The organism is Kaistella sp. SH40-3 (assembly GCF_030686865.1).
In the GTDB taxonomy this organism is placed as follows: domain Bacteria; phylum Bacteroidota; class Bacteroidia; order Flavobacteriales; family Weeksellaceae; genus Kaistella.
In genome coordinates, this window is record NZ_JAQYUS010000010.1 from 13,203 (window position 1) to 25,863 (window position 12,661).

The following is a 12,661-nucleotide window of genomic DNA, read 5'->3' on the forward strand; positions in this document are numbered from 1 at the left end:
GATTGACGTTTTTATCTTTTAATACTCTGTTCCTTGACGTTACTTTTATCGTGCTTATTGTCATTGTCCAGACCTTCTAAAGGCTTATTGGTATTAATTCGGTTCATATCCTGATCATAAATACTCAAGTTTTTGTATTGCGGATTGAGAACTGCTTTTCCTTCAACAACTTGGTCGTCGATTTCAAATTTAACTTTGACCACATTTCCTTTTTCCAGAGATTTGATCGTGCTTTCTCTGTACTCCGGCTTGTCGAAAATCAAATTAGATTTCTCTACAATTTGATTAGTATCCACTCCATAATTCTTGTAGAAATTTTGAAAATTATAATTCCCTTTTTCGGTTTTAGGTTCCGCAAAGTTCAGTTTCACAAAAGCCGGTTCTAGTTGTTCCGTTTTGGGATTAGTAAATTCAATTTTTACAGCTCTCCCTTCTAATAAATTAATTGCTTCCTTCGCAGTAAATGTGTTCTCTCTGTTTACCGGGAAATTCTGTGATATTTCTTCCGATTTATCGTTGTTCAAAACAGCCTTGTAGGAATTAAGAAAAACTCCTCCACTTTCTGTTTTATTAAATTTTAAAGTGAAATCCACCTCATTACCCGCTGATGCTTTGTCTGAACTGGTTTTAATTTCAAATTGCTGTTCTGCCGAATTAAGTCCAGTTTCTAAATCCTTGTGAAGTTTCTCACCTTCACCAAAACCAAGGTATTTCATTTGATTTCTTAAATAATCTTCTTGATTAAATTCTTTTTGTGTTTCCATAATTTTTGATTTTTGATTTTGTTTGTAATTAATAATATTTGAATATTCACGTACTTCACTATTCATTTCTTTTGGACTTTTCAACTCTCCACTATCAGCAAAAGATTCATATAATTTTCGTCCATTTCCACTGTTGAATCGAATTGCATCTAAAATTTCAATCCCGGAAAAATGAAGTTTTTTATTGTAGGTATTGACTTGCTCTGGAGTGATATTATTACCATATAAAATACATTTTGACCCACCGAACCTTGCAACTTTTCCAATGATAAAATCAAGTTGATTATCAGGAGGCATAATGAATTTCCCAACGATATTCAACTGATTGTTGAGTACCAATAATTCCGTCTTATCGGATATCCCAAATTTTTGAGAAGTAATAAATTTTGCGATATCTGTTGAACTCGTAATTTTAACGGGTTGATAATTTTCCACCAGAACCTGTTTACTAAAAGAATAGGGCTGTATTTCTTTGAAAGATTCTGGATTAGATTTCATGTAAATATGAGCGGTTTCATTTTCGTCAAAAACGACATACTTTCCACTTCTCAAATTGATAATGACTCCACTATTGACCTTTATATCTGAATCTTCCAATGCCATCTTCAACTTTATAATGCAATCCACATCTGCTTTTGAAACTTTCAAATTTCCGCTTGGATGATTATGTACCAAAGTAATTGCTGAAGGGTTTGCTTCAAGAACATTTCCTATCAAAAGCCGGTTATCTACAAATGCCGCATCAAATGTTCCGGTGGAAATATGCTGAACAAAATATCCTTTATCTTTAAAATCATAAACTAAAAAGGCATGCTCTACAGCTTCATCCTCTAGGGCTTTAAATAACCAGGCAACATCATCAATACTACCAATTTTTTCATTTCCAAAAAGCTGAATTGATTTGTTTTCAGCGAAACGTCTTTCCACTAATGCAAAATCGTCGGATTGCAAAGAATCTTGCGGTTCCCGTAGTAAATTGGATCCGGCACCAGTTTCATTGGGATTAAACAATTTAAAGGGTAATTTTTCACCTGACGATGTCTTTGCATACCTTGTTGTTTCATCTTCTTCAAAAGTAAAGTTTGAGTTTGCTGATATTTTCGTTTTTCCTTCTGCTGTAATCGATTCGATTTCTTTTTCATTTCGAGTTAATTTTGGATGGTATTTATCTTCGAGTTCTTTTCTAATTTCTTGGATCGGAATAACTGCATCGTAATCAATTAAATGTGACTTTTGTCTTTCATCTAATCTCACGACCAAAGATTCCCCCGTTTTAAAATAATTGAATCCCATTTTCATAAATTCCAGATTGGCAATCGCTTCATCAATATCAGAAAATTCCATTTTTTGAAAACCCGCAGATTCAATTTGTTCGTTGTACTTACCTATTTCTAATGTTATATTCATATTCAGTTTATAGTAATGGTGGGATTTTTAACTGATTATCGTCTGAAACCTCTTGATTTTTCAAAATTCTCATTTTGGTCAAGATTTTCCTCTTTGATCCGATTAGCATCTTGATATAAATCAGGATCATTTACAGTAAGTTGAACCTCTGACTGTTCTTGTTTCGTAGAATTATTTTGATTTTGAGCAATTGAGTTGATGCTGCTGATTTCTTTTGATACAATATTCAAATCGTTGGTTATTTCTTTTGCTATCTCTGGAAACTGATCAATTTTATCCTGCAGAAAACTTTTCAGTTTTAGCAATTCTGTTGTATATCTGTTCATTTCAGATACCTCTTTTTTATCTTCTATAATCGCAGTCAGTTCCTGTGCATTTTTCACTAAATCAAACTCTACCACAATATTGGTTTTCTTGTCATATACAAAGGCTTTCTTTTCAAAATTTAATTGGTTGTCGCCTTTCGACAGATCCTTTATTTCTGAATATTCTATCCTTTCTTTACTTTTTGCCAAGATGGTAGCAATATTTTTATCCCTTTCCAGAAAAATCACGTTTAAACGGCTATTATTTTCAACAAGTTGAAATGTTGCCCTGTTCTTTTTATTATCGACTACGATAGTGTAACCTTGCAGAAATTTCTGGATATCCTGAGCAGATAGTTTTTTTGAAAAAGAATTGTCAGGTTCTACAATTCCATATTTCTTTAATTCGTCTGTAGGTAAATTGTTAGTTTCCATAGTGTGTTGCTATTAAATTATTTGCTTTTATGAGATCATTTAAAAAATGAATTGGGTTGATGTAGTTTCCATTTTCACTTACAGAAAAATGGAGATGTGGACCAGTTGAATTTCCAGAATTACCACTTTTCGCAATTATAAATCCTGCCTTTACAAATTCGCCTACTCTATAATAGATTTCAGATAAATGCAGGTAGGAAGTGACAAATGAATCAGAATGTTTTATTTTTATATAATTTCCTCCACCTTTGGAATCCCAACCTGAAGCAGTTACAATGCCGTCCATTACAGAATACACCTTTTCGTAATTTGCTTTCAAATCTGCGCCGTTGTGCATTTTCGCAATTCCAAAGATTGGATGATTTCGCGATCCAAAAGGAGAGGTAATTGCTATTCCATTTTTTACAGGCATATGAATCTTGGATGTAAAGCTTACTTCTCTGTCATCTATAAAATTGAAGGTCTTCACAGATTTGTAATTTTCTTTCAGTGATGCGTTTGCTTTCAAAATGAGAATTAATGAATCTTCAATCCTTTTAAAATCAAAATCTTTATTATTTATTTTTGGAGAATTATTTTTCATTATTGCAGATTTCAGAGAATCAATTTCTCTTTTCAGTTCTGCTTTTGAAGTAGAACTAAATAGTTTTACCCCTCTCCTTTTCTTCATACTTTGATCTTCCTTCTGACTTTCAACTTTTTGAATTTTCAAATCCAAAGGTGCAACTGGCTCTTTTTTAATTGGCGTTCGCGTTAACGTATTGAATTGTGCATTCATCAATTGGCTGCAGAGGATGCTTAATACCAGAAGTGTCATTTTTAACGTTCCAGTCATAATTTTAATCTTTAGCAGTTTCATTTACAATTAATTCTACTTCTTTATTTATTTTCCGGAAGTTTGTCATAAGTACTTCTTCCTTTCGGTTATTTCCTTTCTTATCAAGGAATGAGTAATAATCGGGCATCGCCACATAGTGATCTTCTTCCTTTTTAATGGCCTTCATGTCAAGGTTAATCTTCCCACTTATAGCAGATGTTTTATATTCGTCCGTGTTATTTTCTTCGCCTTGGGCAATCATTCCGACCATTTCTCCCGTTTTAAGTGCTGCGATTTTACCTGCAGGAATCATAAAATCCATTTTTTCATTGATACTTGTAGAAGTGCCAGTTTGAGATATGGACTGCGAGTAAGATTTCTGCTTAATCTTTCCAAACATCTTCTCCATCCAATCCAGTGTATTTTTATCTCTGGCAGACCCTGAAATGATATTTCCAACAATCGCTGAAATGGTGTCTGCAACTTCCTTCTTATAGAATTGTCGCAGTTGTGGAATTTCCTGAAGACCCAAAAGCACGGCAATTTTATTGCTTCTGGCTGTTGCAACTACATTGTCAATTTTGTGAATGTAGATCGTAGGAAATTCGTCCGCAATAATCCCACCGGGTAAATTATGTTTGGAATTTATCAATCTTAACGTCCGGTTTAGAACTGAAGAATAAAGTGCCGAATTAATATCTTGTGTTCCCGGATCTGAAGCAAGTATTATGATTGAAGGATTCTCCTTATCTGTAATTTTCAATTCTACTTCATCACCTGAAAAAACCCAAAAACTTTCTTTCGTTGCCAATCTGGAAAGGAATATTTTTAAAGTTCCGACTTGTCCTTCTAACTGATCAAATGCTTTATTATCGTAGGCTGTTTTAAATGGGGAGAGCAACGAATATATTTCTTCGTTTGAAAAAAGGGTATCAAAAATATCTCTATAACTTCTGTTCATAAAAGATAGAATGTGTGGCAAATCCGAATATTTACCATTTTCAAATCGTGCAAAGAAATAAATACAGGAGGAGAGAAAATTGATGGCAGATTGAGTGAAAAATGCTTCCGACCCACCACCAGAACTTGATCCTCCTTTTTGCAGAGAAGAAACCATCGATTCTGCCATTTCCTGCGCTTCTGCTAATGTTTGTATGTATTCTTTTTTAAATGGATTTACTCTTTTTGATTTTTCCACTTCATTTAAATTAATGACATGAAATTCATGTCGATAGTCAGTATCTCTGTTTTTCTTCAATAAATAATGATAGTAGGCGATCTTTGCTAGGTCGGGGAATTTGAAATCATATATACAAAGACAAAAACCTTTATCTATCATCTGGCGAATGGCGGGATTAATGACCCCAAAGGACTTTCCGGAACCTGGTGTTCCAATGACCATCGTTCCCCTAAATGGGTTTATATTAATCCATCCTTTATTAATCTTTTTATTGAATCTAAACAAATAGGGAATATTCACAGACGTATCTGTTTTTACCAACTCCTGATTTTGCGCAAAACTTTCTTCTTCTATATTCCATCGATCCTTGCCCATTTTCTGCTGCATTAATTTTGAAATATTATCCGCACCAACCTGTGCCACTAATGCTCCCAAAAAAGATAAAAACGTATAGATGATTTGATAAAGATTTAATGGCGGAATTATCTTCGGCAATGCATTGTTCCCTGCCTCTGAAACAATTAACAGTGAACTGAACATCAAGGCTAAACCAACTATTATTGGAAGAATAATTTGCTTCCCGATATTGAGATCAATTTTTTTCTTGGCTCTCGTTCCTATCGCGACCAGTCCTATTAAAATTATTGTGCAAATCTTTGCATTCAGAGGTGGGTAAAATAGACCCATCGTAGAAAACTTTGTGAGGAGATCAGTGACAAAAGGAATCTTTGCAGAGATAAAAAATAATGAAGCACAGTCCAGCAAAACGATGAAATAAACCATCTTTTGGAAAAAACTGTAGATCTTAATTTGGTTTTGTTGCTCTTGCATTAGGAGTAATTTTCAAAATATTCACTCAGTAATTTTTGTTCTTCAAGTAAACTACTGTGTAGCTTCTTTTGCTGTTCCTGCAAATTTCTATGCTGATTCTGTATTTCAATAAGATTAGCATTCAACGCATTGAATTGCGCAATTACTTCATGACCTCTTTTTTCAACGCTGTCAATAATGTAGGAGCTACATGCCTCATCAGCTATTTTCTGATACCAATCTCTAAGATTTAATAGTTTTTCATAGTCATTGAGGCCTTTTCGCTTTTTATCAAGAGTGAGTACAAAAACAACCTGATATGCGATTATAAATAACATGAGTGAAACTATTAAAAGTGACAAATTTTCCATTGGTTTAATTATTAAAAAGTATCAGCATCTAAAATATCTGAATACTTGACTTTCATTTCTATGGCTCTGCCAGACAGTTGTTCTTCCAGCAAACGGATCTTCATCACCTTACTATTTGGATAGGTGAATTTTTTAAACACATAAATATTGCGGTAATTTTTCTTGAATTCCTTTTGACGGTATAATTGATAGACAGGCTCAAGTGCAATACTTTGGTTGTTTGTTGCTTTATATATTTTCTTGTCTTCCACAGAAAATTTTATTGCATCTATATCATATCCCAGATTGGTGGAATTTAAAAAAGTCATATCCAAAAAGATATAATCATTAACCACATACACGTTGTTAATTTGCATCTTCAATTTTAAATTTTTCACCTCACGAATCGGTTTACCTACCATTTTTTTTCGCAAAATATCTAGTGAAAACTTTTGCAATTCTGTAGTTGAAAATGCCAATTTTGGATATTCTAAAGGTTGCATATCTTCCGGCTGAATTTGAATGTTTGTAACTGCTTTCCTTTCAAAATCCAGATAGTTTATTTTGTATTGTGCCATAAAAGATTGGCAAACAATTGTAATCACACCCAAATCATTGAGATCGATAATTTTTTTGCTTGCAATTGAATCTGAATCTGACAACTCAGTTATTTTAATTCTTGCAATATTGTCTGCCGGTAAATCACCAGTTAAATTATTAGTGGACAGATCAACAAACTGTATTGATTCCGGTGAAATAATATGAAGACTAATTCCCTTTGAAATTTCCAGGTTGGTAAGATCTGTAACCCTTTTTTCCGGTGTTTCAGTTTGAGCAAAAGTTGATGCGGAAGAAAAAAGAAATATCCCGCAAATCATGTTATTTATTAAATTTTTAATCATCGTTATTTTTTTTAAGTTCTTTGTCATTGATCAGATAGATGTAAGAGTTGTATTTAAGTTTTGCTTTATTTTGGCGGATCATATTGGAAATCGTTTTCGAAGTAGAACTGAATAAACTGGAAAAAAGGCTCGTGAAAAAACTCTCTCCTCCACTATCCATTTGAGTTCCTTGGACAGAATTACTACCCATTTCACGAAGCATTTCCCGGAAGTCGCTTTGGGGCACATAAAGTCCCTGCATTCCATCCATATCAAAAACAGAAAGATTTACCGGTAAAATATTTCCGTCTTTCAAAATTGAAATCACATTTAGATTTACCCTTTGCATAGAAAAACCGGAAATCTGTCCGTACAGGATTGCTCCTTTATTTATTTTGTGCTTTCCTACATTTATTTCTTCAAGTAATCTAAATCGAATCCTACTTCCCAAATAGCCTTTGGTATTTTCATCTATAACTGCTTTAATAAAATTATCACCGTCTTTCTTTGCGATCGAATTGAAACTTGGATTAAGTGAAGATTTATCTACCCTTAATGTCGAATTAAGAAAGGCAGTCATTTTTTCTTTATTTCTTTTCAATTTATTCTCTGCAGCAAGGGCTGACTGATATTCCGGATTTTTTGCTTTCTCTAATGAATCCATCATGAGCATTTGCTTTTTCAACATTTTAACAGGATCATTTTCAACCTCGTTTTTGCCTGATCGGAAATCATTTTGAGTGGCTGAACTACTACTTCCATTAATATCATTTCCATTACTCTGATTGTTCAGCATTCGCATCATTTCCGCTGAACGTTGAAAATCTTTATCGTCTGAATTTCTTTGAGATTTTTGTCTGTAATAGGATTCATTTTCTGCATTCCCATTTGCACGGCTATTAAGACTTCGCACAATTTTCAGCGAATCGATATACCGCTTCTGGTCGCGATCCAGATTATCAGAATAATTCTGCAAACTGTCTTCGTCTTTATCAATGCCGTCTAGCATAGAGCGTCCGTCTCCTCTTTGAAATAAATCGTCGTAAGCGGCATTTTTAGAAAGAATAGAGTCCTGCGTTTCACCCAAATTTAGAGATAGGTCTTGCGATACTTTTTCTGGCTGTTTCTCTTTATCTATATATTTTGTAGTCTGAAACCCGAGAAATAAAATAACCGGCAAAAGTATCAGTGGAAAAATATATTTGGGTTGTTTAAAATTAATTTTCTTAAAATCCATTTTTTAAAGTTTGATATTGGTTGAACAAATATTCTATTCGAAGGCTGTCATTTTTTGACAATGGACCACTTTCTCTTTTCTTCTTTAATGACTGAAGTTCCTTTACAATCCCATTCATTTTTTGGTCGCTTTTATCCATTTCCGCTCTAACCTGATCACTTTCAGAATACATTGTTGGAATTTTATTACCTATCGATAGTTTGGGCGTTAAAAAGTGATATTGAATAAAAATCAACCCGAAAGAAATTACCAGTGTAACCATTACGTATCGGTACACTTTCTTTGGATGGTGATATATCCACTCTTTTAACCGAAGAAGATTTTTCTTCGTTAAATTATATTTTGCTGTAAACATTAGTAATTTGATTTTGCTTTGTTTGACAATTCACTGTTATCTAAAATCCTCCAGTTTCTTAATAATACTCCATGCGGATTATTAGGACTTCTGATCATATCTTCAAAATTTCCTTCCGTAATTAATTTTCTAATTATTAAAGTATTTTTTCTATTGATCATTTGAGTACCGTAATAGATGAATTTTTTGTTGGGTACATCCATTTTGATAGAATCATTACGCACTGTCACCAAAGAGTTTCCTGAGATGATCTGATTGTAAAAACCTTTCTCTCTCAAATTGGTGTATTCCTTCTTACCGCTGTCATCAATGAGATAAAGAGATTTTTCAACATTTTCTTTTATGTATCTGTCATCCGGTGCTAGCGTGAAAAATAATCGATGAAACAGTTCAATTTGAGATTTGTATTCAACTGGTCTATTTAAAAGGTCATCGGTCTGTTTCACTAAAATTGGGACCCCATTATCAAGTACATATAGTGATTTTCTGGAATCCTGGACGAGTTTATAGGCGAAAACAAATCCTGCAATTACAATCAATACCGCAAATAGAATCGATGCTATGGACACCACTTTATTGATTTTGATCTTTTGTTCTATATTTTTTACAAGCATTTTAAAGTGATTTCTGATTAGATAATAAGTTTGAAGAATTTGATTTTAATCCTATTTTTTATTCATTTTATTTACTGATTTTGCAATTTCTCTCGCAGCCGTTACGGCGCCCGCTGCTCCTCCTACTGCCGCCGCCGTTGCTGCTCTTCCGACGCTTGCAACCGTTCCTCCTGCTGCTTTACCTTTACTCATAATTCCAGCACCGCCTGCGGAAACAATTGAATCAGCAATAGATGGAACCATCAAAATTCCAATTCCGGTGATGATGTAAGCAACACATGGAAAAAGCGCGGTGTACATCATTCCACTATTTTGTACATAGACCCGAAGGGTGTTCATATCTGCAACACCTCCAGAATCGATAATAAGAGCATATCGATCCAATTCCATTTGATAGCCAGACATAATGAGTTGTTGACCAATATTAATTACGGTATAAGTGATAAAACTGTAAAGATTAATATTGATGAATTTGGTGACCCAATTATTAAATGAATTTTCAAATCCCGGAATTAGGGACATTCCGACCGCTATAGGCCCCAAAACTAGCAATACATAACTCCATATTTTCTGGATGAAGAAGATGAGATAGGTGCATACGCGAAGAATGGTTAAAGAAACCGCTTCGATAATTTCAGCCAATGTTTTTTGAATCTTAAATTCCATCTTCATGTACCATTCTTTTGCTGGTGCGAGCAATTTATCTACATCGATATCAAACCAACTGTCATCTCCTTTTTTCTCCAGTTTATCTAAAGTTTCCTGTTTCGCTTCTTCCTCTGCCTGTGTTTTGATTAATATTTCTAAAATTTGATTTTGCTTTTTAAACCGTTCAACTCGTAAATCATTTGCGTCTTTCTCTATATCTTGAAATAGCGCAATTCCAGGTTCTGCAAGAGATTGTAGCGGATATTGAATCATGCTGGTGAAAGCACCCCAATACATTAGAATAAAAGCGACGATGGTAGGACGAATCATTGGCGTCACTTCCCACGGTCTTGCACCTTCCTGCATTTGCCAACCGAGATAACCCATATAACACAATGCTCCAAAACCACCAATTGCCTGACCCAACATTACGGCACCCGCAGATTGTGCCGCCATTGTCGTGTCGAGTTTGGTGAAGGCTTCCATAAACCATTTTTCAAACGCACCGTCACCTTTTAAAAATTGCAGCAGTTTGCTGTAACTTTCAGTATCTCCAGTTTGTCCAAATGCAACCGTTGGCAAAAGAAATAAGACAAGACAGATTATTAAGGTTAAATATTTTTTCATGATTTAAAATTTATTATGGTATTCAATCATTATTTTTTGCGCAATTTGTAGATCTACCGGATTCCAATCAGATCCTAATTTTGTTCTTGATGTTGTCAAAAGTTTTTTATAGTCCAGAAATAAATTGTTTTTCTGGTCGAATACTCTTAACTGATTCGCAAACCTTCTCCAACCGATTAGAGTTTCATGGTACATCAGAAATCGTTTTCCACGAGGCATGTCCATCGTGCGTGAATTTTTGTAATGATCTTTTAGCAGTGCTAATTCTTTTTCGAGGTGTGCAATACCTCCGTTTGCCAACATATTCTGATAAGTTTTATCATCCTTTAAATGCCACTTAACATAATTTTGAGGATTCTCTGAAAAGTCAGTTAAAGGTTTTAGCATTTTTTTATAATAGAGCAACCAAAGAGGATCTGCAGCTACAGTTGCTGAAGTCCAGTGTGCTAAATCCTGAACATTTCTAGTGTACAAAGTATCTACCTGTACTTTAATTCTTGCCGCTTCCGCCCTTTGAAATTCTAATTCTACAAGTCTCTGAACTTCCAGTCCCGTTGGTTTCAAAGGACGAATATCGGCTCCGTTTTTATAATTTCTGTTTCTTGCAGGAGATAACCAGCCCCAGACAGTGGCATAGGCAAAATTGGTTTGAATCCCTAATGTATATTTCGGATACGGACGAAAATCCCCCCATGATTCGAAGACCATTCTCTTATTGTGTGCAACAATTGACGGATCGTTTAGTCTTTTTACCTGTCCGAAGACAGAACCTATACTGCCGGAAAAAATCATTAATAAAAGTGCCTGAATAAATTTTTTTTTCATCATCGTGTTTAGATTTTATATAAATTGCTGTGCATTTTTTAATCTACAGACAGAATAAATTTGTACTTTTCTATAATTCCTTTCACGATCATTCTATCTAAATTGACATAAGTATTGATGGTCGGAATTTGGTAGATGTAAGGCGTTTTTCTAGCATTTTTCAACCTGATTTTTATACATATCAAGTAGCCATTAATCATTTGTGCTTTCGTCGATAGGTTTTGAATCAATACTTGTCTGTCATAAGGATCCATTAAAAAATCATTTTCTTCATGCAGAATATCATTCGTTAGTTCTGATTGCATTTTCAAAAGCTCCTGCGCTGCACCGATGTAAAATCTATTCAATAATATGGCATATTCAGGATGTTGTGCAGTGAGAGACAAGACATCATTTGCATTGACGCCGATTTGGCCAAAGGTTTTTGACAAATAATACAATTGTTTTCCCTGCCTTATTGCAGCATTTACATTGGTAAGTTTGTCATAAATGAAATTTTGAATGGCAACGATTTGTGCTAACTTTTGATTGATTTCATCATACGTTTTCTTCTGTTTTTCATAGGAGTTTAAATAAGATTCATTGCTCGCCAAACGCACTGCTTGGTTTTTGGTTAATTGAATTAGTAGTTTATCATTATAGACAACAGTTTGAGCGTTCAACTTTAAAAAAGCAATGGAAACAATTATGGAAAAGAGTAATATTTTTTTCATAAAATCGATTTAAAAATGACTGATGATCTGTTCTACAATCTGCTTATCTTTATTAATGTAATTAAGGATTACAAATCTTGTCCATTCAACTTTGCGTTTAATATCTCTTACTTTCATTAACATAAAAAGAGCGTCTCTTCTCAAATTCGTTACTTCTGCCAAAGCGTATTCTAGTAAGATTTTTCTTTCTGCTTTTTCCATTTGATTGATCGCGCCGTACGAAATCACGATACCAGAAAGTAATCTTACCACCATTTGCATATCATCTATAAACCTGATTTCGGCAGGCAGAACAACAACTAACGAATAAGGCGCAGTTTGGATTTCTGTAATAATTTTTTCTTGGATGTCCTGAATTTTCTGACTTTCCAAAAAAATGGCATAACCTGTTGGAATGGCTTGCATGGCAAAATCTACCAATCGTAATCTCTCTTGAATTTTGGTCGTGGTTTCTTTAAATTTTTCCCACTCCTTTTTGTTAACCACTTCAGCGGCCAAATTGATATCCTGTCGATTTTTCATCGTTTTTTGTCGGTCGTTTTCTTCCATGGTGTGACGAATTTCTTGATTCATCATTGGAAACGACACATTCTCTTTTTGCCAGGGCGGAGTTGTGTTTCCACCGGAAGAAGTCAAAACCACATAAACTGCAGGTAAAAAAATGGAAAGGATCAATCTATTTTTCATGGCATG

General features: G+C 34.2%; 13 protein-coding genes. All 13 read right to left on the minus strand.

The annotated features are described in order from the left end of the window. Positions 1-11: 11 nt before the first annotated feature. Genes PUH65_RS13660 through PUH65_RS13720 form a run of 13 tightly spaced genes read right to left on the minus strand, consistent with a single transcriptional unit; the run spans position 12 to position 12,655 of the window. Positions 12-2,171: a JAB domain-containing protein gene (locus PUH65_RS13660; RefSeq protein ID WP_305520753.1), complete on the minus strand. Its 2,160-nt coding sequence runs from the start codon at positions 2,169-2,171 to the stop codon at positions 12-14. Positions 2,172-2,206: 35 nt separating this feature from the next. Then, a complete protein-coding gene (locus tag PUH65_RS13665; protein WP_305520754.1) occupies positions 2,207-2,911 on the minus strand; it encodes a hypothetical protein in 705 nt (234 codons plus the stop codon). Then, a complete protein-coding gene (locus tag PUH65_RS13670) occupies positions 2,901-3,770 on the minus strand; it encodes a M23 family metallopeptidase (protein ID WP_305520755.1) in 870 nt (289 codons plus the stop codon). The genes PUH65_RS13665 and PUH65_RS13670 overlap by 11 nt, the downstream gene beginning before the upstream one ends. Beyond that, entirely contained in the window at positions 3,751-5,739 is a 1,989-nt protein-coding gene (locus PUH65_RS13675; RefSeq protein ID WP_305520756.1) for a type IV secretion system DNA-binding domain-containing protein, read from the minus strand. Before PUH65_RS13675 ends, PUH65_RS13670 begins: the two co-directional genes overlap by 20 nt. Continuing rightward, positions 5,739-6,089 (minus strand): hypothetical protein, encoded by a 351-nt coding sequence (locus tag PUH65_RS13680; RefSeq protein ID WP_305520757.1) that lies wholly within the window; start codon positions 6,087-6,089, stop codon positions 5,739-5,741. Before PUH65_RS13680 ends, PUH65_RS13675 begins: the two co-directional genes overlap by 1 nt. Before the next feature lie 11 nt (positions 6,090-6,100). Next, positions 6,101-6,970: a conjugative transposon protein TraN gene (gene traN, locus PUH65_RS13685; protein WP_305520758.1), complete on the minus strand. Its 870-nt coding sequence runs from the start codon at positions 6,968-6,970 to the stop codon at positions 6,101-6,103. Further along, complete coding sequence (gene traM, locus PUH65_RS13690) at positions 6,963-8,186, minus strand: conjugative transposon protein TraM (protein ID WP_305520759.1); 1,224 nt, start codon at positions 8,184-8,186, stop codon at positions 6,963-6,965. Before traM ends, traN begins: the two co-directional genes overlap by 8 nt. After that, complete coding sequence (locus tag PUH65_RS13695; RefSeq protein WP_305520760.1) at positions 8,176-8,541, minus strand: hypothetical protein; 366 nt, start codon at positions 8,539-8,541, stop codon at positions 8,176-8,178. The genes traM and PUH65_RS13695 overlap by 11 nt, the downstream gene beginning before the upstream one ends. Further along, positions 8,541-9,155, minus strand: coding sequence for a conjugative transposon protein TraK (gene traK, locus PUH65_RS13700; RefSeq protein ID WP_305520761.1), 615 nt, complete (start codon positions 9,153-9,155; stop codon positions 8,541-8,543). Before traK ends, PUH65_RS13695 begins: the two co-directional genes overlap by 1 nt. 51 nt (positions 9,156-9,206) lie before the next feature. Next, a complete protein-coding gene (locus tag PUH65_RS13705; RefSeq protein WP_305520762.1) occupies positions 9,207-10,430 on the minus strand; it encodes a type IV secretion system protein in 1,224 nt (407 codons plus the stop codon). Between the two features lie 3 nt (positions 10,431-10,433). Then, positions 10,434-11,258, minus strand: coding sequence for a hypothetical protein (locus PUH65_RS13710; protein WP_305520763.1), 825 nt, complete (start codon positions 11,256-11,258; stop codon positions 10,434-10,436). 35 nt (positions 11,259-11,293) lie between these two features. Further along, positions 11,294-11,968 carry a hypothetical protein gene (locus PUH65_RS13715; RefSeq protein ID WP_305520764.1) on the minus strand — a complete coding sequence of 225 codons (675 nt, stop codon included), beginning with the start codon at positions 11,966-11,968 and terminating at the stop codon, positions 11,294-11,296. A gap of 9 nt (positions 11,969-11,977) precedes the next feature. Continuing rightward, positions 11,978-12,655, minus strand: a complete 678-nt coding sequence (locus PUH65_RS13720) for a hypothetical protein (RefSeq protein ID WP_305520765.1) — start codon at positions 12,653-12,655, stop codon at positions 11,978-11,980. Positions 12,656-12,661 lie beyond the last annotated feature (6 nt).

Excerpts from the sequence above, each read along its gene's own strand:
- PUH65_RS13660 (WP_305520753.1), bottom strand. The coding sequence starts at position 2,171 with ATGAATATAACATTAGAAATAGGTAAGTACAACGAACAAATTGAATCT.
- PUH65_RS13665 (WP_305520754.1), bottom strand. The coding sequence starts at position 2,911 with ATGGAAACTAACAATTTACCTACAGACGAATTAAAGAAATATGGAATT.
- PUH65_RS13670 (WP_305520755.1), bottom strand. The coding sequence starts at position 3,770 with ATGAAACTGCTAAAGATTAAAATTATGACTGGAACGTTAAAAATGACA.
- PUH65_RS13675 (WP_305520756.1), bottom strand. The coding sequence starts at position 5,739 with ATGCAAGAGCAACAAAACCAAATTAAGATCTACAGTTTTTTCCAAAAG.
- PUH65_RS13680 (WP_305520757.1), bottom strand. The coding sequence starts at position 6,089 with ATGGAAAATTTGTCACTTTTAATAGTTTCACTCATGTTATTTATAATC.
- traN (WP_305520758.1), bottom strand. The coding sequence starts at position 6,970 with ATGATTAAAAATTTAATAAATAACATGATTTGCGGGATATTTCTTTTT.
- traM (WP_305520759.1), bottom strand. The coding sequence starts at position 8,186 with ATGGATTTTAAGAAAATTAATTTTAAACAACCCAAATATATTTTTCCA.
- PUH65_RS13695 (WP_305520760.1), bottom strand. The coding sequence starts at position 8,541 with ATGTTTACAGCAAAATATAATTTAACGAAGAAAAATCTTCTTCGGTTA.
- traK (WP_305520761.1), bottom strand. The coding sequence starts at position 9,155 with ATGCTTGTAAAAAATATAGAACAAAAGATCAAAATCAATAAAGTGGTG.
- PUH65_RS13705 (WP_305520762.1), bottom strand. The coding sequence starts at position 10,430 with ATGAAAAAATATTTAACCTTAATAATCTGTCTTGTCTTATTTCTTTTG.
- PUH65_RS13710 (WP_305520763.1), bottom strand. The coding sequence starts at position 11,258 with ATGATGAAAAAAAAATTTATTCAGGCACTTTTATTAATGATTTTTTCC.
- PUH65_RS13715 (WP_305520764.1), bottom strand. The coding sequence starts at position 11,968 with ATGAAAAAAATATTACTCTTTTCCATAATTGTTTCCATTGCTTTTTTA.
- PUH65_RS13720 (WP_305520765.1), bottom strand. The coding sequence starts at position 12,655 with ATGAAAAATAGATTGATCCTTTCCATTTTTTTACCTGCAGTTTATGTG.